Raw genomic sequence first — 19910 nt, 5'->3', positions numbered from 1 at the left:
CTTCGTCACGCCCTTCCCTCCGATCGACGTTTGCCGCTCCCCAATCGTGCGTACAAGGGGTTTACGGGACACGGACCGGCCGGCCGACCCCGGAAGCCCACCGGACGGAGCGCGGAGCGCGGAGCAGGCAGCGCGCGGCGTGCGGTGAGCGAGTCGGGCACCGGCTCCGGGGCGGGTGAGGTGTGACCGGCGGCCGCGCGCGGGCACGGCCGGAGGATCAGGCGGCGGAGGTTTCGGGATGGCAGCAGGACCGCGCGTACTGGGCATCGTGCTGGCGGGCGGCGAGGGCAAGAGGCTGATGCCGCTCACGGCTGACCGCGCCAAGCCGGCGGTGCCCTTCGGCGGCGTCTACCGGTTGATCGACTTCGTACTGTCGAACCTCGTCAACGGCGGGATCACGCGCATCGCCGTCCTCACCCAGTACAAGTCGCACTCGCTCGACCGGCACATCTCGACGACATGGCGGCTCACGAGCCTCCAGGGCGACTACGTGACGCCCGTACCCGCGCAGCAGCGGCTCGGGCCGCGCTGGTTCCTCGGCAGCGCGGACGCGATCTACCAGTCGCTCAACCTCATCCACGACGAACAGCCGGACTACGTCGTCGTCTTCGGCGCCGACCACGTCTACCGCATGGACCCGCGCCAGATGCTCCGCAAGCACATCACGGGCGGCGCGGGCGTGACGGTCGCGGGCATCAAGGTGCCGCGCGACCAGGCGAGTTCGTTCGGTGTGATCAACACGGAGCAGGGGAGCGACCGCGTCAGGGAGTTCCTGGAGAAGCCCGAGGACCCGCCCGTGCTGGCCGGCGACCCGGACCACGTGTTCGCCTCGATGGGCAACTACGTCTTCTCCACCGACGTCCTCCTCGACGCGCTGCGCCGCGACGCGGACGACGATGACTCCGTCCACGACATGGGCGGCAGCATCCTGCCGCTGCTCACCGAGCGCGGACAGGCCCAGGTCTACGACTTCGACGAGAACGAGGTCCCCGGCGAAAGGGAACGCGACCACGCCTACTGGCGCGACGTCGGGACCCTCGACGCGTACTACGACGCCCACATGGACCTCATCTCGCCCGAGCCGCTGTTCAACCTCTACAACCGTGCCTGGCCGATCTTCACCAACCAGGCGCAGCTGCCGCCCGCGAAGTTCGTGGCGGGCGGCATCGCCAGCGAGTCGATGGTCAGCACGGGTTCGATAATCGCCGGTCAGGTCACCGGCTCGGTCCTGGCGCCCGGTGTCGTCGTCGAGGAGGGCGCTGTCGTGCAGGGCGCCGTGCTGCTTCCGGGCGTACGGGTGGGCCGCGGCGCGGTGGTCCGGCAGTCGATCCTCGACAAGAACGTGGTGGTGCCCGAGGGTGCGACCGTCGGCGTCAACAGCGAGCACGACGCCGAGTACTGCACGGTGTCGGCCGAAGGCATCGTGGCGCTGGGCAAGGGGCAGCATGTGCGGCTGTGAGTGACGGCTTCCCCGGGGCCGCCGGGGCCCTGTGCGGCCTCGTGCGGGCAGGGGCGACACCGGGCCCCGGCGGAGACTGGCCGGGGCGGGCGGCCTGCCCGGCAGGACCGGCGTCAAGTCCCTTGTCGTGTCGCTGAGTTGCTGGTCAGGGGAGTGCCCGCCGGGTGAGCACTCGCGCACGTTACCTTCACGTAGCACCTCACCGAGAGCCCTTTCGTGATCACCATCCGTGGCTCTAAACTCCTGTAACTGCCGGTAGTACCGGCCTCTTGCAGCCTCCCGTGTCCCGGTGTCTCAGGCTGCCCTCCCCCCATGACCAGCTGGAGAACCTTTTGACCTTCGCCCGTCGCCCCGGCATGTCTTCACACCCCCACCGCCGGGCGCCGCAGAGTCGCCCCAACGACCGTGTGATCCAGGGGAGTTCGGGCTTTCTCCGACGGGATTCCATGCGGCCGGCCTACCGCACGGGCTCCTCCAGCCAGGCCCTGACCGCCGCCCGCCGCACCCAACTGCGCCGGGGCCTCGGCCTCGTCCTCGGTGTCTTCGTGCTCCACGCCCTCGCCTCCTGCCTGCTGCCCGGCCTGATGTCCCTGCACGTCCTCGGCGGCTTCGGGGTGGGCGAACTGGCGGCCGCCGCACAGGTGCTGGTCATCGCCGTCGCGGTGCTCCTCCACGACAGCCATGCCCGGCGGCACGTCGAACCGCTCGCGCAGCGCGTCGCGAGGCGCCAACCCTCCGGACAGGCAGCCGAGTTCCAAGGTCTGTGGACGGGCCGCGCCGAGGCCCCGGAGCCCCGGGAGCAGACCGGCGCCTTCAACGCCTTCGACTCCTCCCGCGCCTTCGGCGGCGGCCGGACGCACAGCGCGCGCGGCGCGGCGAGGGCGACCACGTGAGCTCACTCGCCGACGACCGTGCCCTGGCGATCTCCCTCTTCCTCGTCTTCCTCGCGGGCTGCCTCTTCATCTCCATGCTGACCAGCCCCGACCTGCACGAGGGCATGGACGACTTCTTCGCGCCCCAGGGCCCCCGGGGCGGCCCACGCCCCCTGCGCCAGGGGATGGCCTTCACGGGTGACTTCGTCTCCGCGGCCGGCGTCCTCTACCTCTGCGGCATCGTCGCCGTCGGCAGCCACGACGGCATCCTCGTCGTCGCCGCCACGGCCCTCTCGCCCGTCCTGATGAAGATATGGCTCGCCGAACGCCTGCCCGCCGGGCCCGGCTGGTCACTCGGAGACGTGCTCTCCCGCCGGCTGCCCGCAGGTCCCGCCCGCCGCGCCGCCGGCGTCGCGACGCTCGTCGTCTCCGTCCCGCTGCTCGTCGCGCAGCTCGTCCCCGTCGGCCGGATCACCGCCGCGCTGATGGGACTGCCGGGCGAGCACGGCGAGATGGCCGGGATCGCGCTGGTCGGAGTTCTCATCCTCTCCTGCGCCGCCATCGGGGGCGTACGGGGCTCCACGCTGCTCCAGATCGTCAAGGCCACCGGTTTCCTGCTCATCGCGCCGCTGCTGGCCGCGTTGCTGCTGGCCCGCTACGACTGGGACTACGGCCAGGTGCTCTCGCAGGCCGCGCAGCGCAGCGGAGCCGGAGAGGCCTACCTTGCCCCCGGGCAGCTTTTCGGCACCGACATCGCCGGACGTCTCGACACCCTCAGCCTCGCCGTCACCGTGCTCCTCGGCACGGCGTTCCTGCCGCACCTGGTGATGCGCCTCTCCACGAGCCGTACGGCCGAAAGCGCCCGCCGCGCGAGCAGTTGGGCCGTCGCCGCGATCTGCCTGATCTGCGTCGCGGTCGCGGTCATCGGCTACGGGCTGCAGGCGCTCGCCGGAGCGGATCGACTCGACGACGCGGGCCCGCGCGGCGGCAACAACCTGCTGCTGCTCGCCGCGGCACTCGACGGGAGCGACCCCGACAGCCCCGACGGCCCGGTCACGTTGCTCACGTTCATCGCCTGCGCGGCGTTCCTGACCGTGCTCGCGTCCGCTTCGGTGCTGCTGCTGGCGGGCTCCGCCGCGATCGTCCACGACATGGGGCGCCAACGGCACGCCCCGGCGGGCCGGGTCGCCCCGCACCGCCCCCTGCGCGCGCGGACCGCGCTCGTCGCCGTCGGCGCCGCCTGCATCGCGCTTGCGGTCTTCGGACGCGCCGCCGACGCGCAGTTCTGGCTCGTCCTCACCTACACCGAGGCCGCCACCGTCGTACTCCCCGCCCTCGGATGCGCCCTGCTCTGGCGGGACTTCACCCTGCGGGGGCTGCGCTGGTGCGTGTACGGGGGCACGCTCGTCACCCTGACGCTGCTCGCGGTCTCACCGGCGGTCTCCGGCAGCCCGGACTCCGTCTTCCCGGACGAGGACTGGGCCGTCTTCCCGCTCTACTCGCCGGGACTGGTGAGCGTCCCGCTCGCGTTCCTGCTCGCCTGGGCGGGCACGCGCCTCACCCGTCAACCACGGCCCGAGCCCGCTGCGCAGGACGCCCAACAGGCCGTCGCCTCCGAGGACTTGGACTTGCTCAGCGGCGCCGGAGCGCGTCGCCCTTGAGGGCGGCCACAAAGGTGGCCCAGCTCCCCGTGGGGAACACGAGCGCGGGCCCGTCCGGGACCTTGCTGTCGCGGACGGGCATCACACCGCCGAATCCGTCGGCGACTTCGAGGCAGGCCCCGCCGTCGCCGTTGCTGTAGGACGACTTGCGCCAGGCGGCCGTGCCCAGTTCAGGTGAGCTGCTCATGGTTTCGCGTAGTCCTCCGCGACCGACTGGATGTGTGCCAGGGACGCCTCCGGTGACAACGCGGCGGCCCTGACCAGATCGTATGCCTTGCTGTATTGCCTCACCAGCGCTGGCTCGTCGATGAGTTGACCCGCGTACGCGCTCTCCGTGTACGTCACGGCGGGCGAGTCCGCAAAGGTCATGTTGATGACCGTCCCGTTGAGGAAGGCAGGTGCACCGGCCGCGAACGGCATCACCTGAACCACGACGCGGTGGTGGCCCCGACCCATACCGGCAAGCCGCTCCAGCTGCTGGGCCATCACTGCTGCACCACCGACAGGGACTCGAAGAGCTGCTTCGTGGAGGACGACCCACAACTCGGGCGCTGTTGGGTGGTCGAGGAGGCGCGCCCGTTCCATCCGAGCGGTCACATGCCCTTCGATCTCGTCGTCGGCGGCGAAAGTCTGCGCCGCCCGCGTCAACGCCCGCGCGTACGCCTCCGTCTGAAGCAGCCCGGGCACGAGCATCGGTGCGTACTCGCTGATGGTGGTGGCGAGCTTCTCCAACTCCGCCGCGTCCGCGAAGTAGTCGGGGTGTTTGGACCGTCGGGCGAGCCTGCACAGGCGCTGGATGTGCTCGCCGCTTTCCAGGACGTCGTCGAAGAGCTTGGAGACGTCCGTCTGCGGGCGGCGCACTGCTGATTCGAACTGCCCCACATACGTGCCGGAGCAGAAGACGCGCTCGCCCAACTGCTCCTGCGACATCCCGGCTTGCTCGCGCAGACGGCGAAGTTCCGCGCCGTAGAAGGCGCGTGGCGAGGTGTAGGGGTCGAGTTCCTTGGGCTGGGTCACGGCCGGTTCCCCTGTCGTACGGCTGTCGTGCAGATCGCTTGCTGGGTCGGATCCCCTACTCAGCGTAGCCGTGGCCAGTGACGCTATGAGGGCGAAATGTGACAACGGGCAACCAGAGAAAGGTGATTGCAGTGCACTCCGTGTATCCGGATTTCTTCGACGACCGTGCCGTCGAGGCCATCACGAGGTCGACGGAGGCGGTGGTGCGGCTCCAGGAAGCCCTCACCGGCCTCGGTATCACCCTCCCGTCCCTCGGTGTCGATCTGCTCTCGTGCAGCCGGCCGATGGACCCTCGTCCCCTCATCGAGCTGGGGCGCTGCAACTTGGAGACGGCCGATGCGCTCACCGAGGCCCTTCGCAGGGTGCAGGACGGTTGAGCCGTGAGGCTGCCACGCCGCCGGTCCCGGGCAGCGTCGTCGTCGACGAGCAGCGGGGCCGGGTCGGGGAGGTCGCGGGCCGGAGGCCGGGCGGGGCGCTGCGGCTGCGGCCCTTGCGCGGTGGCCGCGAATGGGTCGCGGACCCCGCCCGCGTGCGCGGGGCCACGCCTGCCGAGCGTCTGCACGCGACGCTCGCCGCGGTGAACGCGGCCAGCCGATCGGGCCGTTCGTGAGCGTCCCGAACGGCCCGACCGGGGCGGGCATGGCGGCGGCGAACCGTTCCGCGGTGTCACGGAAGGGCCGCGGACGGTCCGCCGCCGGGTCCGGACCGGTGTCCGGACGGCAGACCGGAACCCCAACGGGGGCGCCGGCCGGGCTGGTCGAGGCAGGCGTCGTACGCGTGAGCAGGGAACCCGGGGGGTCCGGCGGCCACGCGTGACCTGCCCATTCCATACAGTTATGACCGAGTTGCACCGAAAATCACATCTGCCTACGCTACTCGAAACAGGTTCCCCCGCAAGCCGCGTTCCGACGGTGGAGAGTGCCACATGAGTGGATCCGGCAACCGCAGTCCCATCGTCATCGAAGGGGTCGAAGAGGAGGTCTCCAGGCGCGGCGACCCGGACTACGAACGCAAGCGGGCGGAGGCCGTCTGGAACGGCCTCAAGCCGGAGCGGTTCCCCGAGCTGATCGTGAGGGTGGCCTCCGAGGAGGAGATCCCCCAAGTCCTCGCTCACGCACGCGAACAGGGGCTGCGGGTGTCGATGCGTTCCGGCGGGCACCACTGGTCCGGTTCGCAGCTCCGTGAAGGTGCACTGCTGCTCGACCTCTCCAGGCTCCAGTACTGCGACGTCGACCCGGACTCCTCGACAGCCGTGGTGGGCCCGGCCGTCACGGGCCGGACACTGGGCGCCGAACTCGCCCGGCACAGGCTCGCGTTCCCCCTCGGGCACAGTCCGGCCGTGGCCCTGGGCGGTTATCTGCTCGGCGGCGGACTCGGCTGGAACTCACGCGAGTTGGGGCCGGCCTGCAGCTACGTCGAGGAGATCGAAGCCGTCACGGCCGACGGCCGGACGGTCCGGTGCAGCGAGAACGAGAACCCGGACCTGTTCTGGGCGGCACGCGGAGCCGGACCCGGATTCTTCGCCGTCGCCACCCGCTTCAAGCTGCGGCTGCTCCCGCACCCGGGTTCGATCATGTCCGTCTCCTTCACCTTCCCGCTGTCCGAGGCCGATCCCGTGGGGAACTGGGCGCTGCACACGGCGCTGGAGAGGCCGCCGAACATCGAGGTCAGCCTCGTACTGACCGCCGCCGCGCGGGGAGTGTCCGGCCCGGGGCCCCGGCTGCGCATCGGGGCGAGCGCCTTCGCCCCGTCCCGGCAGGAGGCCGCGGACGCCCTCGCGCCACTCGCCAACTGCCCCTTCTCCTCCCGCGCCGTCGACGCGGAGCCCCCGCATCCGACGGCTTTCAGGGACCTGTACGGAGGCCGCGCCGCGACCTGGCCCCCGAGCAGCGGTACGCGGTGGACACGCTGTGGTCGCCCGAACCGTACGAGACCCAACTGGCCCGCTGCGCAAGCCTGATCGACCGGGCGCCGTCCCCGGACTCCTACGTGCTCGTCCCCGTCGAGCCCGTCGCCCCGGACCCGGACGGGCTGCGGCACATGGCCTTCTCCGATCTGGGGAGCTCATACCTCACCGCTTTCGCCGTCTGGGACGACCCGGCGGATGACGAGGCCAACACGCGTTGGCTGCGGCAGGGCATGGACGCCCTGGACCCGCAGGGCATCGGCAGCCACTACATCGGGGAGGCGGACCTGGGAGCCGGTGCGTCGCGCGCCCGCCGCTCCTTCGCTCCCGCCGACTGGGAGCAACTGCGGCTGCTGAGGGAGCGCTGGGACCCCACCGGACTGTTCGAGGGTTACCTCGTCCCCTGAGCCGTCGGCCTGCTTCCCGCGCCGGGCGGCATTCGGCTGGTGCCGAAAGAGGTGCACGGCCGGCCCGCACACGGCAACCTCCCCTGCGGGGAGCGGTGTTCCGGGCCGGCGGATCGGGGGAGGGCCGGAGCACCGCGCTCCCTGCGTCCCCGTGCCGCCACCACGACCCGCGGTTACGCTCGTGACCACGAGCGGCTCCCACGAGCGGCTCCTCCCGCGGCCCGGGATCGGTGGTGGACGGCATGCCTGAACTGCCCGACGTCGAAGGCTTCCGGAAGGTTCTCGACTCCTGCGCCCGCGACCGGCGCATCCAGCGGGTCGACGTGTACGACACCGGCGTACTGCACGACGTGAGCGGGCCGCGCCTCCGCCGTGAACTGGAAGGCCGCCGGTTCACCGGCGCCGAGCGCCACGGCAAGTGGCTCCTCGCACCCACCGGCGGACCCACGGTGATGCTGCACTTCGGCATGACCGGTCAACTGCTGTGCTGTCGCCCCGGAGACGAACGGCACCCCCACGACCGCGTCGCGTTCACCGTCGGCGGCGACCGTCAGCTCCGCTACCGCGACCAGCGCAAACTCAAGGGCCTCTGGCTCGCGGACGATGCGGCACTCGCCCGCACGCTCGACGCCCAGGGCCCCGACGCCGCCGCCGTCGGCCGCGAGGACTTCGACTCCCTGATCCGGCGCCGCCGCGGCAGCCTCAAGTCCGCCCTCACCGACCAGTCGGTGATCGCCGGGATCGGCAACCTGCTCGCCGACGAGATTCTCTGGCGCGCCCGCCTCCACCCGGCCCGCCGCGCCGGCGACCTCACCGACGGCGAACGCCGCTGCCTCCACGACGACATGCGCACCGTGCTGCGCTCCTCGGTGCGTGCGGAGTGCGTGCCGCCCCGGGCGTCCTGGCTCACCGGCCACCGCGACGACCCGCACGGCACGTGCCCGCGCTGCGGTACGGAGCTGAACCGGGGCCGCACCGCGGGCCGCAGCACCGTCTGGTGCCCGCGCTGCCAGCCGGAGCCTGCCTGAACGGACCGGCCGGGCCGCCGTCCGCGGACACGATCACGGAACCGCGCATCCGCGCAGGTGGCGAAGCTCTTGATTCCCCCGGGTGGCCCTTGGCCTTGAAGTGTCTCAAACTGCCTCAAAGGGGATTAAAGCGTCCGTACGTGTGGTCGGAGGGACAGTTCATGAGTGAAAACAGGGCCGTCGCCTACATAGAACCCGGCGTCGTTGAAGTCCAGACGATCGATTTTCCTGACCTGGAACTGCACGACGGTCCCGGAGTGGACCCCCGCAACGTCGGCCGCCAGGTCCGGCACGGCGTGATCGTCAAGGTGCTCGCGAGCAACATCTGCGGCAGTGACCAGCACATGGTGCGCGGACGCACCACGGCACCCTCGGACCTCGTCCTCGGCCACGAGATCACCGGCGAGGTGATCGAGAAGGGACCGGACGTCGAGTTCATCGACGTGGGCGACATCGTCTCCGTCCCCTTCAACATCGCCTGCGGACGCTGCCGCAACTGCAAGGAACGCAAGACCCACATCTGCCTCAACGTCAACCCGGCCCGTCCCGGCTCCGCCTACGGCTACGTCGACATGGGCGGCTGGGTGGGCGGCCAGGCCGACTACGTGATGGTCCCGTACGCGGACTTCAACCTGCTGCGGTTCCGCGACCGCGACCAGGCCCTCGACAAGCTCCTCGACCTGACGATGCTCTCGGACATCTTCCCCACCGGCTACCACGGTTGCGTCAGCGCCGGCGTCGGCCCGGGCAGCACCGTCTACGTCGCGGGCGCCGGTCCCGTCGGCCTCGCCGCGGCGGCGTCGGCTCAACTGCTGGGCGCTGCGGTCGTGATCGTCGGCGACCTCAACCAGGAGCGCCTCGCCCAGGCCCGCAGCTTCGGCTGCGAGACCATCGACCTGACCCGCGGCTCCCCCGCGGACCAGATCGAGAACATCCTCGGCGAACCGGAGGTGGACGCCGCGGTCGACGCCGTCGGCTTCGAGGCGAAGGGCCACGGCAAGGGCGCGGGCGAGGCCCCGGCCACCGTCCTCAACACCCTGATGGATGTGACGAGAGCGGGCGCGTCCCTGGGCATCCCCGGCCTGTACGTCACCGAGGACCCCGGCGGCGTAGACGCCGACGCCCAGTCCGGTTCGCTCAAGGTCCGCCTCGGCCTGGGCTGGGCGAAGGCGCACACTTTCACCACGGGCCAGACCCCGGTGATGAAGTACCACCGCCAGCTGGCCATGGCGATCCTCCACGACCGCGTACAGATCGCGAAGGCGGTCAACGCCCAGGTCATCCCCCTGGAGGACGCCCCGCGCGGCTACGAGGAGTTCGACAAGGGCGCCAGCCGCAAGTACGTCCTCAACCCGCACGGCGCGCTGAACCGCTACCAGAAGGCCGCGTGACGGACCGGTCCGCTCCACTCTGACGGCCAGGCCCGTCCGGGTCCGACTGACGGGCTGTCATTGGTCAGGACCCGTCCGGAAGTTCGTCGACGCTGTTCGCGAAGCGGCCTCAACCCCGTTGCCGGAGCGGCCGTGTTCACCGCGCGCACGCCTCTGCCGCCCACGCGCGAGCATGCCACCGCCGCCCGACATGCGGACGGGCAGCTCGGGAACCGGATGTGTACCGGTTCCCGAGCTGCCCGAGGAGGCCGCCGCTTGGCGCCTATTCGACGAGGCCGGAAGGCGCGCCGTTGGCGTCACCGGAGGTCTGGTCGTTGTCGTTGTTGGCGATGCCGCAGATGTTCTGCATGTTGCGGGAGTCGGCCAGCGAGACGAGGGGGCCGTTGAGGGTGACGAGGCCGCCGAGGTCCGTCGACGTGTTGTCGCCGTTCGCCTGGTTGCAGGTGATCGTCACGTTCCTCGGGGACTCCTCTCCCCCGGCGGCTGCGACGCCGGCACCGAGCATGCTGACGCTACCGACCACGGTCGCCACAAGAGCAGCTTCGCGAAGCTTGGGCATTTCCTCTCCACTTCCATGAGGGCTTGACGCGATCGGCAATTGATCGCTGATAGGCAGTGAAAAACCATATTCCTCAAATGGTGTATTGCGCCCCGCAACACGCCGTTTTGCACTCGCCGTCGGCCGGGCCGGCACCCAAGCCGGGTTCCTCGGGCTTGCGTTGTGACCGGATGGGACATGGTTCAGGGACCGAACCCGAGGGCTCGGTCCCTGAACGTGTGCCGATGAGTTCGACCTCAGCCGAGGAGACCGGAGGCGTCGCCGCCGGTGGCGTCACCGGAGCTCTGGTCGTTGCCGATGATGCCGACGCCGCAGTTGTTCTGCTGGTTGCGGGCGTCGGCGCTGCCGGCGCCGCCGGTGAGCGTGAGGAGGGCGGGGAGGTCGACGTCCCCGTTCGTCACGGTGTCGCCGTTCGCCTGGGTGCAGGTGACGTTCGGCAGCTGCGGGGACGGCGGGGGCTCCCAGCCGCCGGCCGACGCGGTGCCGGCGCCGACCATGCCGACGCCACCAAGCACGGCGGCCACGACAGCAGCTTCGCGAAGCATGCGCATTTGATCTCCACTTCCATGAGGGCTTGACACGATCAGTAACCGATCGCATGTAGGCAGTGACAAACGTTATGGCCTGAAATCGAGCTTTTCATCCCCAACACGCCGTTTTGTTCTGATCCGCTGCGGGAGTCGTCAGTCCTTGGTGTCCGCCGCGAACGGGACATGGTTCAGGGACCGAACCCGAGGGCTCGGTCCCTGAATGTGTGCCGATGAGATCGGCTGGCTCAGGCGAGGCCGGAGGCGTCGCCGCCGGTGGCGGTACCAGAGGTCTGGTCGTTGCCGATGATGCCGATGCCGCAGTTGTTCTGCTGGTTGCGGGCGTCGGCGTCGCCGGCGCCGCCGGTGAGCGTGAGGAGGGCGGGGAGGTCGACGTCCCCGTTCGTCACGGTGTCGCCGTTCGCCTGGGTGCAGGTGACGTTCGGGAGCTGCGGGGGCTCCCACCCGCCGGCGGAGGCGACGCCGGAACCGACCATGCCGACGCCGCCGACCACGGCGGCCACGACGGCAGCTTCGCGAAGCATGCGCATGTCTTTTCCTTTTCGGTGGAGGCTCGAGCGCGATCCATTAGGTGATCGCCTGTAGCAGTGACAGACGATATTGCTGTTATGGCTGATTTCGTCTGCAACACGCCGTTTTATTCCTGTTTGATGCTCCGCGGCGCCTCTGTGTCTGTCGCCAAGCGGTGGCGGTGCGTGGTTCGTAGCAGGTGCTGCCTCTGAGCACGGCGAAGTTGACGCTGGTGCGACGACGTCTGTTCATCGAGGGCATCGAAGACGCCGACAAGCGCAGCAGTCGTGTCGGGCGCCGGAGGCGCGACGATCCTCTGGCAGGGCCGCGAAGAAGATGACGGCCCGTCGGTTCGGGTCACCGGTCCTGTGTGGTGACCGGTGGGACATGGTTCAGGGACCGAGCCCGCGGGCTCGGTCCCTGAATGTGTACCGATGAGGTCGGTCTCAGGCGCCGATGAGGCCTGTTGCTCCGCCGATGGCGTCGCCGGAGGTCTGGTCGTTGCCGATGATGCCGACGCCGCAGTTGTTCTGCTGGTTGCGGGCGTCGGCGCTGCCGGCGCCGGGGGTGATGGTGGTGAGGGCGGGGAGGCTGATGTCCCCGGTCTCGATGGTGTCGCCGTTCGTCTGGGCGCAGTTGATGGTCGGGGTCTGCGGGGGCTCCCAGCCGCCGGCGGAGGCGACGCCGGCACCGACCATGCCGACGCTGCCGAGCGTGGCGGCCACGACAGCAGCTTCGCGAAGCATGCGCATGTCTTTTCCTTTTCGGTGGTGGCTCGAGCGCGATCTGTAGTTGATCGCATCTATACGGTGACGAACCATATGGGGGTGATGGGAATCTGCACTGGAAACACGCCCGATTGTTCTGAATGGGCGTAAGAAATGGGATTGGTCTGCCCGGTGGGCCACCTTTGGGCAGGGCTGCGCGGCGACCGAACGGCGCTGCGGTCCGTGGAACTTGGGGACGGCGCATGAACGGGGGCCGTATCCGTGTCCTGGGGCTCGGCATTGGCCAACTGTGTGAACGGGCATCGGCCGGTCTTGCCGTTCCTTCGGGCGGCCGACATCGGCGGTTAACGTCCGCTCAGGTCGCCGGAGGCAGCCGGGTCGCCGGGCCCGACCCGGAATGGAGATCGACGTGCCCCTCTGGTCCAGTGCCCGCAGACGCATCCGCACCGCACCTCTTCTGCTGGCGGCACTGGGCATCGGTGTCGCCGCCGCCGGCAGCGGCGCGGAGGCCGACGGCGCTCCACGGACCGAGGTCGCGGCCCCGGACGACCCGTTCCTGGCCGAGGTCGCCGAGCAGATCGCTTTGCCCGCCCACGCCTGGACGGCCTGGGGCACTCACACGGCCAAGGGATATACGACCCGGGCCGCAGATACCGTCAACGTCGAGGGCATGAGGGCCGACTGCGAGAACGTCAACCTCAACAAGAAGCTGGCCGCCGACTTCCGCGGCGACGTGTTCGGTCCGGGCGTGAAGGGCTTCTTCTACAAGTGCCGGCGGGTCGCGTACGACACCAACAAGTACTGGTTCACGGTCAGTTCGGCGGACGAGAGGCAGATCGACGAGCTGTGTGACCCGGACACCGGGTATCCGCTCGTCCACGACGAGCAGCACGACACCTACTGGATCGACGAGCCGTTCAACTGCACCCGCCGGGTGGGCCCTTCGTAGAGCGTGGAGGCGGCCTCGGCCGCCCGCCCGGTTCCCCGCGGGCGCTCAGCGCAGTGACCGGGGCGCCACGTCGTGGACGTAGCCCGGATAGGGGTCGTCGCCCGCTTCGGCGAGGCGGGTGCCGATGCCGCGCGCGGCGGTGAGGACGGGCGGGGCCAGGCGGTCGAGGTCCAGGTGGCTGGAGCGGACCACGACACCGACGGCGGCGACCGGTTGGCCGTCGACGAGGACAGGGCTCGCGACCGAACAGCTCCCCAGCGTCATCTCCTCGCGCGTCGTGGAGAATCCGCGCCGGCGCGTGCGCTGGAGGTCGCGCCGCAGTCGGCCCGGCTCGCGGATCGAGTACCTCGTGGGGCGGGTCAGCGGGCGGGCGAGGTGGTCGTCGATGTCGGCGGGCGAAGCCCAGGCCAGCAGGGCCTTGCCGACGCCGGTCGTGTGCAGGGGGAGACGTCCGCCGGTGCGGGAGATGATCGGCACCGACTGGTGACCCGTGAGCTTCTCCACGTACAGGGCCTTGTCCCCGTCGCGGACGGCCAGATGGACGTTCTCGCGCGTGGCCTCGTAGAGCTCCTGCATGAACGGCATGGCGACGTCGCGCAGCCGCGTGTGCAGTCCGCTCAGCAGCCCCAGCTCCAGCAGGCGCAGGCCGACGCGGTAGCTGCCGTCGTCCTCCCGCTCGAGGCCGCGCCAGAGGGTCAGTTCGCCGACGAGCCGGTGGGCGGTCGCCAGGCTCAGATCCGCACGCCGGGCGAGGTCGGTGAGGGTCAGCCGCGGGTGTTCGAAGTCGAACGCGTCCAGGATCGCCAGCATGCGCGAAGCCACGGTGCGGCCCGGCTGGCTGTTGTTTCCGGCCATGTGTTTCCGCTCAGTGAAAGGCAGCGCTGTGCCTGGAGTGTGCCACGCATCACCATGTCGGTCACCCCGACAAGGAGAAACACCATGTCGTCAACGTCCCCGAAGTTCCCGGCGTCCGCCGCCGGTGCGAACGCGCAGCGTCCCGCCAGGGGCGGATTCTGGCCGGTTCTGCTCTGCTGGCTCGCTGTGGCACTCGACGGGTTCGACCTCGTCGTGCTCGGAGCGGTCATCCCCACGCTCACCAAGACACAGGCACTCGGCTTCGACCCCGGTTCGCTCACCACCGCGGCCACCCTCGGGCTGGTCGGTGTCGGCATCGGCGCGGTCGTGATCGGCCCGCTCACCGACCGGTTCGGGCGCCGCGCAAGTCTGATGACCTGCATAGCGGTCTTCTCCGTACTGACCCTCGCGATCGCGTGGTCGCCGAACATCGCCACGTTCGTAGCACTGCGCTTCCTCAGCGGGCTCGGTCTGGGCGCCTGCCTGCCGACGGCGCTGGCGTACATGACCGAATACGCGCGACCCGGGCGCCGCGGCTCCGCCGTCACGCAGATGATGACCGGCTACCACGCGGGCGCGGTGCTCACGGCGGTGCTGGCGCTCGTCGTCATCCCGGAGTTCGGGTGGGAGGCGATGTTCGTATTCGGCGGGGTGGCCGGACTGCTGACGCTGCCCGTGATGTGGGTCAAGCTGCCGGAGTCGCAGGCGTTCCTCGACGCCCGCGGCCAGGCCGGCAAGATCAGCAAGGCAGGCGGGACCGACCCGGCCGGCGAGTCCGCCTCCGCGGACGGCGAGCCGGTGCGTCCCTCCTCGCTCGTGCGCGGCAGGCTGCTGCGCGTCAGCCTCGGAATCTGGATCGCCTCGTTCATGGGACTGCTCCTCGTGTACGGGCTGAACACCTGGCTTCCGCAGATCATGGGCGCGGCCGGCTACTCGCTCGGTGACTCGCTGGGGCTGCTGCTCGCGCTCAACCTCGGCGCGGTCGCGGGCCTGTTGCTCGCCGGACGGGTCTCGGACGCACGCGGCAACAAGCGGACCGTGCTGCTCTGGTTCGGTGTCTCGGCGGTCTTCCTGGCGTTGCTGTCGGTCAAGCTGGAGTCGACGGCGCTGGTCTACGTCGCGGTCTTCCTGGCCGGTGTGTTCGTCTTCAGCGCCCAGGTGCTCGTGTACGCGTTCGTCGGCCACCTGTTCGCCGCGGAGGTGCGAGGCACCGCGCTGGGCCTCGCCGCCGGAGTGGGGCGGCTCGGCGCGATCGTCGGCCCCTTCCTCGGCGGGCTGATGGTCAGCGCGGGAGTCGCCTACCCCTGGGGCTTCTACGCCTTCTCCGTCGCCGCGGTGCTCGCCGTCCTCGCTCTGCTGTTCGTGCCGGCGAGCCTGCGGGAGGGAGACGCGTGACGCCGGCACGGACCCAGGTGGTGATCGTCGGGGCGGGCCCGGCGGGACTGCTGCTGTCCCATCTGCTGGACCTGGAGGGCGTCGAGTCGGTCCTGCTGGAGAACCGCAGCCCCGAGTACGTGAGCGGCCGCATCCGTGCCGGGATGCTGGAGCACTCGACCGTCGAACTGCTCAGCCAGGCAGGCGTGGGCGACCGGCTCAGGCGCGAGGGCATGGAACACCGGGGGATCCACCTCCAGTTCCCGCACGAGCGCCACCACATCGACTTCCAGTCCCTCGTGGACCGGTCGGTGTGGGTGTACGGGCAGACGGAGGTCACCCGCGACCTGATGGAGGCGCGCGCCGCCGCAGGTCAGCAGTCCTACTACGAGGTCGGCGACGTCGCTCTGCACGACCTCGACGGTGAGAGGCCGTCGGTGACCTTCGTCGACGCGGAGGGCCGTCCGCGCCGCATCGACTGCGACGTCGTCGCCGGCTGCGACGGCTTCCACGGCCCCTCCCGCCGGAGCATCCCCGACGAGGCGCGCCGCTCCTTCGGACGGGACTATCCGTACGCGTGGCTCGGTGTCCTGGCCGACGTGGCTCCGTCGACGGACGAGCTCATCTACGCATGGCATCCCGAGGGATTCGCGATGCACTCCATGCGCTCGCACTCGGTCAGCCGGCTCTACCTCCAGGTCGACCCGTCCGAGGACGTGGCCGAATGGTCCGACGACCGGATCTGGGACGCGCTGGCCCGGCGGCTCGGCCACGGGCAGGACGGCTGGCAGCTGCAACCGGGGCCGATCACCGACAAGTCGGTCCTGCCGATGCGCAGCTTCGTCTCGACGCCGATGCAGTACGGACGGCTGTTCCTGGCGGGCGACGCCGCGCACATCGTTCCGCCGACCGGCGCCAAGGGGCTGAACCTCGCCGTGGCCGACGTGGCGCTGCTCTCCCGCGCGCTGGCGGCTCTGCTGCGCGACGGAGACCCGCGTCCGGCCGACGAGTACTCGGACACGGCGCTGCGGCGGGTCTGGCGGTGCACTCACTTCTCGTGGTGGATGACCAGCATGCTGCACGTCACCGGCGACCCCTTCGACGCTCAGCTGCAACGCTCGCAGCTGGAGTGGGTCGTGAGCTCCGGAAGTGCCGCGGGGGGCCTGGCGGAGAACTACGCCGGGCTTCCCATCGGCTACTGAGAACCGGCTCCCCCGACCGGCTTGTGAAAGCTGGGGAGTCCTGGCGGCGCGAAATCGCGATGCTGCCCCTGCCGGCATCACCGTGAGCCGGCAGTGGGCAGCATCGAGGGGGTGAGATCGAGGGGGTGAGAACGAGGGGGAGGTGAACATGCGATGCGGGTGTCTTTCCATAATGTTCACCACCTCCTGTCCGGGCGTAATCCGGAGGCGACCCCGCTTACCCCCGGCGGATCTTCGCGGCGATTCCGTGGCCGATGAAGAGGTAAACAACAGCGGGCAGGCCGTAGTTGAGCGCGAATCGTACGTGTTCGTTCTCCATGGTGAAGATGTCCTGCGACCAGCCGGCGAGCAGGTTGGCCATGCCCTCGACGAACTGGACGAAGATATTCGCCTGATTGGCCTGGAGAAGGTGGAGCAGGATGAACAGGCCGAGGAAGGCGGCGGCCACATCGGCGATCGTGTGGACGATCAGGGCTGTCCGCCTCGATGCCGACTCTCCATGGGCGTCCGTGTTCCCTGTGGCCGGCGACTGGTGAATGTGACTCATTGACGGTCCGATCTTCGGGGGCAATTCCTGACGGGCAGGCCGGGCGAGGGAATTCGGCATTCTCCTGCATGAGGGTCGCCGTCCCTCCGTGACGGAACGGGTGTTGCGCCCTGTCCGCACGGCACTCTGCGGGGAAAGCGTTGAATGCGTTACGGGATGATCCACGCGTTTCATCACGCGCAGTTTCGAGATTTCCACAACTGATTCACAGAAGCGGAGTGACGGATTCTGCGCGGGGTGGCGCAGAGAGGAGGGCGGCCGGATCGTCTTCGTCCGCGGGCATGTGCTGCCGTCCGTGCTGAAGGAGGTGAGGTCGTGCTGGTGGCGGGGCGCTATCGGCTGGTGGAAGAACTCGGCCGCGGCGCCATGGGGGAGGTGTGGCGTGCTGAGGACACCACGCTCGGACGCGAAGTCGCCGTCAAGCTCCTCCTTGAACAGGTGGCGATCGATCACGCGGCGGAGCGGTTCCGGCAGGAGGCGCAGACAGCTGCCCGGCTCAACCACCCCAACGTGGTCGCGGTGTACGACTTCGACGAGGAATTCGACGAGGACGGTGCCCGCGGTTACCTGGTGATGGAACTCGTACGGGGGCGCAGTCTCCGCGACGAACTCGCCACGCGTGACGCCCTCGAGCCCGACGAGGCGTGCCGTCTTGCCGGACAGGCAGCCGCCGGCCTGGCCGCCGCTCACGCCCGCGGGGTGATCCACCGGGACGTCAAGCCCGGCAACTTGCTGCTGGCTCCCGACGGGCGGGTGAAGGTGGCGGACTTCGGTATCGCGCGCGCCGTCATGGACGCGGCCTCCTCCATGACCGCCACGGGCGCCATGTTGGGCACAACCGCCTATCTCGCACCGGAGCGCGCCACGGCCGGGGACGCCGAACCCGCCAGCGACGTCTACGCGTTGGGATGCGTGCTGTACGAAATGCTGTGCGGGCGGCCCCCGTTCACCGGGGAGCCGGCTGCGGTGGTGTATCAGCACGTCGACCGGGAGCCCCCGCCTCCGGCCGGACTGCGGCCGGACATTCCCGCTGCGCTCGCGGACTTCGTCCTGCGGATGCTCGCCAAACAACCGGCTGCGCGTCCCACGGCGGAGGAGGCGGCTCGGTTCCTCGCCGGGAACGCCGCAGCCACCGGCCGTCCTGCCGCGGCGGCGGAGGGGAACACGACCCGGCAACTGCCGCGCGCCCTGGCCGTCGGGCGGGGGACAGGGCGGCCCCGTCGCATGGGTGCCCTCGCTTCCGTCCTGCTGGTGAGCGTCTTCGTCCTCGCCGGAGGGGCCGGCTACCTGCTCAGCTCCGGTCGCGATCACGAGGCCGATCCGCCGGCCTCGACAACTCCCTCGACCTCCGAGCCCGGCCGGTCCCGGGCGCCGGCGACCGGGTCCGCCGAAAAGCCGCCCGCCCACGGGAATCCGGGACGCGGAGGGCCGCACGCCAAGGACGGACCGAAGGAACCGGACAAGGAGCTCAGGCGGACGCGGGAGGCCGGCGAGACGGGGCCGGGCGCGGACCGCAAGGCGGCAGAAGAGCGCAAGCGGCGTGACGGGTCCGGCAAGAAGGACGCGGAGAAGAAGCCCGCAGAATCGGTGAGCGACGAGCGGTGAGCCCGTGAGCCGGTGAGCCGTGAGCCGGTGAGCGGTGATCCGGTTCGGTCGGCGACTGCCGTGTTGCTGGCTTCCGCTGTGAGCCGCTCGGTCCCCGGCGGCTGACACTGGGCGCCTGCGCCGCGACCCTCTGTCGCGGGCCGTGACGAGGACGGTGGCGAGGGCGTCGGTGATCTGTTCGTCCCCGGCCGCCCCCTGGCGCCTTCGTCGAAGAGGGCGCGGCCTCTGAACAGGAGGAACAGTGGTTCTGCCGGGGTCGGCAGCCCCGTGGCAGCGCGGAGGTGCAGCGGCCCTCGTCGCTCCCTACGGTGGACACGGGGACTTTGCCGGCCGGCGGCCTGCCGGCGGGCGCAGCGATGTGGAGTCCGCGATGACCACACCACGGGACTTGATGATCACCGCCATCGATGTGGCGCCAAGCCGGCCTGCGGAGCAGGGCGAGCTGTCGCTGGCACTGGCGGGGGCCGAGTTGGTCGACCTCCTGGTCGCCGAGGCCGTCACGCTGGAAGGCGACCTGATCGTGCCCGGGCTTCGGACGGGCATGGATGACCCGCTTCTTGAGCAGGCCGCGGCGTCACTGGTACGGGAGGCGCCGTACGAGTCGGTCGACGACTGGCTGTGGCGCAGAGGACGCGGCCTGTCGACGGACTACGCGACCGCCCTGGAGACGGACGGGCAACTCACACGCGGACGTCGTGGCCTGCTGCCGTTCCGCAGAGGCCGGCCGGAGCTGGCCGACTCGATCGACCGCCGCCTGGCGGCGGAACGCTGGGCCTCGGACGAGCCTGTCCTCGCGGCTCTCGGGACGGCCGTCGGAATCCGCGGCGAGGGAACCCCGGACGGGCCGAGCACTGGCGACGACGCAGTGGACACCGTGCTCGCCGCGGTCGATCACGCGACCGTGGAACTGGCAGCGGAGCGGCAGCGGCGAACCACCCAACGGGACGCGTTCGACAACGTCTGGCGCGGGGACTGACGAGGAGCTGACGGGCAACGGTCGGGTGGGCGACGGTCGGGCGGCCGCCAACTGACGGACAACTGACACACAACTGACGGACTACGACGGACGTCTGACGGACTACGACGGAGTTCTGACGAAACGGCCGGCTCGCCGACTGACGAGTGGCGCGCGGCAACTCCCGGATTGCTGACGGCTGGTGCGGCGGGTGACTGACAAGGCTGACTGGCCAGTCCGGCCCCTAAGTGCGGGCAGAGCAGGCGTATTCCGGTCCCCGGCCGAAGACACCTGAGCCCGGTCCGTCGGGTGCTTCCCTCCCGCCGAACGACCGTGA

At 70.2% G+C, this 19910-nt stretch carries 22 protein-coding genes; 14 read left to right on the top strand and 8 right to left on the bottom strand.

Annotated features, from left to right (window positions below):
- Window positions 1-238 precede the first annotated feature (238 nt).
- The 3 genes from glgC (at window position 239) to EV375_RS17490 (ending at window position 3992) form a co-directional block, all read left to right on the top strand.
- The gene (glgC, locus tag EV375_RS17500) at window positions 239-1459 is read left to right on the top strand and encodes a glucose-1-phosphate adenylyltransferase (protein WP_130300256.1); all 1221 of its coding nucleotides are present in this window, start codon (window positions 239-241) and stop codon (window positions 1457-1459) included.
- Between the two features lie 446 nt (window positions 1460-1905).
- Window positions 1906-2352 (top strand): DUF485 domain-containing protein, encoded by a 447-nt coding sequence (locus tag EV375_RS17495; protein ID WP_130300255.1) that lies wholly within the window; start codon window positions 1906-1908, stop codon window positions 2350-2352.
- Window positions 2349-3992, top strand: coding sequence for a sodium:solute symporter family transporter (locus EV375_RS17490; protein ID WP_130300254.1), 1644 nt, complete (start codon window positions 2349-2351; stop codon window positions 3990-3992). Before EV375_RS17495 ends, EV375_RS17490 begins: the two co-directional genes overlap by 4 nt.
- On the opposite strand, the gene EV375_RS17485 is transcribed toward EV375_RS17490, so the two are convergent.
- Both EV375_RS17485 and EV375_RS17480 read right to left on the bottom strand, forming a co-directional pair.
- The gene (locus EV375_RS17485; protein WP_130300253.1) at window positions 3964-4179 is read right to left on the bottom strand and encodes a DUF397 domain-containing protein; all 216 of its coding nucleotides are present in this window, start codon (window positions 4177-4179) and stop codon (window positions 3964-3966) included. The genes EV375_RS17490 and EV375_RS17485 overlap by 29 nt on opposite strands.
- Window positions 4176-5009 (bottom strand): Scr1 family TA system antitoxin-like transcriptional regulator, encoded by an 834-nt coding sequence (locus EV375_RS17480; RefSeq protein ID WP_130300252.1) that lies wholly within the window; start codon window positions 5007-5009, stop codon window positions 4176-4178. Before EV375_RS17480 ends, EV375_RS17485 begins: the two co-directional genes overlap by 4 nt.
- Window positions 5010-5140: 131 nt before the next feature.
- Here EV375_RS17480 and EV375_RS17475 point away from each other — a divergent pair, with 131 nt between their 5' ends.
- From EV375_RS17475 to fdhA, 6 genes are all read left to right on the top strand, one after another.
- Complete coding sequence (locus tag EV375_RS17475; protein ID WP_486588542.1) at window positions 5141-5386, top strand: hypothetical protein; 246 nt, start codon at window positions 5141-5143, stop codon at window positions 5384-5386.
- The gene (locus EV375_RS17470) at window positions 5383-5619 is read left to right on the top strand and encodes a hypothetical protein (protein WP_130300251.1); all 237 of its coding nucleotides are present in this window, start codon (window positions 5383-5385) and stop codon (window positions 5617-5619) included. Before EV375_RS17475 ends, EV375_RS17470 begins: the two co-directional genes overlap by 4 nt.
- 315 nt (window positions 5620-5934) lie before the next feature.
- Window positions 5935-6969 carry an FAD-binding oxidoreductase gene (locus tag EV375_RS17465; RefSeq protein WP_486588541.1) on the top strand — a complete coding sequence of 345 codons (1035 nt, stop codon included), beginning with the start codon at window positions 5935-5937 and terminating at the stop codon, window positions 6967-6969.
- Window positions 6909-7322, top strand: a complete 414-nt coding sequence (locus EV375_RS29735) for a hypothetical protein (protein WP_486588540.1) — start codon at window positions 6909-6911, stop codon at window positions 7320-7322. The genes EV375_RS17465 and EV375_RS29735 overlap by 61 nt, the downstream gene beginning before the upstream one ends.
- 242 nt (window positions 7323-7564) lie before the next feature.
- Window positions 7565-8350, top strand: coding sequence for a DNA-formamidopyrimidine glycosylase family protein (locus EV375_RS17460; RefSeq protein ID WP_130300250.1), 786 nt, complete (start codon window positions 7565-7567; stop codon window positions 8348-8350).
- Between the two features lie 161 nt (window positions 8351-8511).
- Window positions 8512-9741, top strand: coding sequence for a formaldehyde dehydrogenase, glutathione-independent (gene fdhA / locus EV375_RS17455; RefSeq protein WP_130300249.1), 1230 nt, complete (start codon window positions 8512-8514; stop codon window positions 9739-9741).
- A gap of 262 nt (window positions 9742-10003) precedes the next feature.
- Here the strand turns inward: fdhA and EV375_RS17450 are convergent, their stop codons facing one another.
- The 4 genes from EV375_RS17450 to EV375_RS17435 all read right to left on the bottom strand — a co-directional run bounded on the left by EV375_RS17450 (window position 10004) and on the right by EV375_RS17435 (window position 12104).
- Window positions 10004-10300 (bottom strand): hypothetical protein, encoded by a 297-nt coding sequence (locus tag EV375_RS17450; RefSeq protein WP_207228149.1) that lies wholly within the window; start codon window positions 10298-10300, stop codon window positions 10004-10006.
- 236 nt (window positions 10301-10536) lie between these two features.
- Window positions 10537-10845 carry a hypothetical protein gene (locus tag EV375_RS17445; protein WP_130300248.1) on the bottom strand — a complete coding sequence of 103 codons (309 nt, stop codon included), beginning with the start codon at window positions 10843-10845 and terminating at the stop codon, window positions 10537-10539.
- A 230-nt stretch (window positions 10846-11075) separates the two neighbouring features.
- Window positions 11076-11372, bottom strand: coding sequence for a hypothetical protein (locus EV375_RS17440; protein WP_130300247.1), 297 nt, complete (start codon window positions 11370-11372; stop codon window positions 11076-11078).
- 432 nt (window positions 11373-11804) lie between these two features.
- A complete protein-coding gene (locus tag EV375_RS17435; RefSeq protein ID WP_130300246.1) occupies window positions 11805-12104 on the bottom strand; it encodes a hypothetical protein in 300 nt (99 codons plus the stop codon).
- 391 nt (window positions 12105-12495) lie between these two features.
- Between EV375_RS17435 and EV375_RS17430 the strand changes: the two genes are divergently transcribed.
- A complete protein-coding gene (locus EV375_RS17430; protein WP_130300245.1) occupies window positions 12496-13035 on the top strand; it encodes a hypothetical protein in 540 nt (179 codons plus the stop codon).
- Window positions 13036-13080: 45 nt separating this feature from the next.
- Here the strand turns inward: EV375_RS17430 and EV375_RS17425 are convergent, their stop codons facing one another.
- Complete coding sequence (locus EV375_RS17425) at window positions 13081-13890, bottom strand: IclR family transcriptional regulator (RefSeq protein ID WP_130300244.1); 810 nt, start codon at window positions 13888-13890, stop codon at window positions 13081-13083.
- A gap of 84 nt (window positions 13891-13974) precedes the next feature.
- On the opposite strand from EV375_RS17425, the gene EV375_RS17420 reads away from it, so the two are divergent.
- Window positions 13975-15285 carry an MFS transporter gene (locus tag EV375_RS17420; protein WP_130300243.1) on the top strand — a complete coding sequence of 437 codons (1311 nt, stop codon included), beginning with the start codon at window positions 13975-13977 and terminating at the stop codon, window positions 15283-15285.
- Complete coding sequence (locus EV375_RS17415) at window positions 15282-16466, top strand: 4-hydroxybenzoate 3-monooxygenase (protein ID WP_130300242.1); 1185 nt, start codon at window positions 15282-15284, stop codon at window positions 16464-16466. Before EV375_RS17420 ends, EV375_RS17415 begins: the two co-directional genes overlap by 4 nt.
- A gap of 217 nt (window positions 16467-16683) precedes the next feature.
- Here EV375_RS17415 and EV375_RS17410 read toward each other — a convergent pair whose 3' ends face one another.
- Window positions 16684-17013, bottom strand: coding sequence for a hypothetical protein (locus EV375_RS17410; protein ID WP_207228147.1), 330 nt, complete (start codon window positions 17011-17013; stop codon window positions 16684-16686).
- Between the two features lie 315 nt (window positions 17014-17328).
- Here EV375_RS17410 and EV375_RS29730 point away from each other — a divergent pair, with 315 nt between their 5' ends.
- The gene (locus tag EV375_RS29730) at window positions 17329-18618 is read left to right on the top strand and encodes a protein kinase domain-containing protein (RefSeq protein ID WP_486588539.1); all 1290 of its coding nucleotides are present in this window, start codon (window positions 17329-17331) and stop codon (window positions 18616-18618) included.
- Window positions 18619-18988: 370 nt separating this feature from the next.
- The gene (locus tag EV375_RS17400; protein ID WP_130300241.1) at window positions 18989-19594 is read left to right on the top strand and encodes a GOLPH3/VPS74 family protein; all 606 of its coding nucleotides are present in this window, start codon (window positions 18989-18991) and stop codon (window positions 19592-19594) included.
- Window positions 19595-19910 lie beyond the last annotated feature (316 nt).

The sequence above is a fragment of the Streptomyces sp. CNZ301 genome (assembly GCF_004217425.1).
This window is presented reverse-complemented; position numbering and strand designations above follow the sequence as displayed.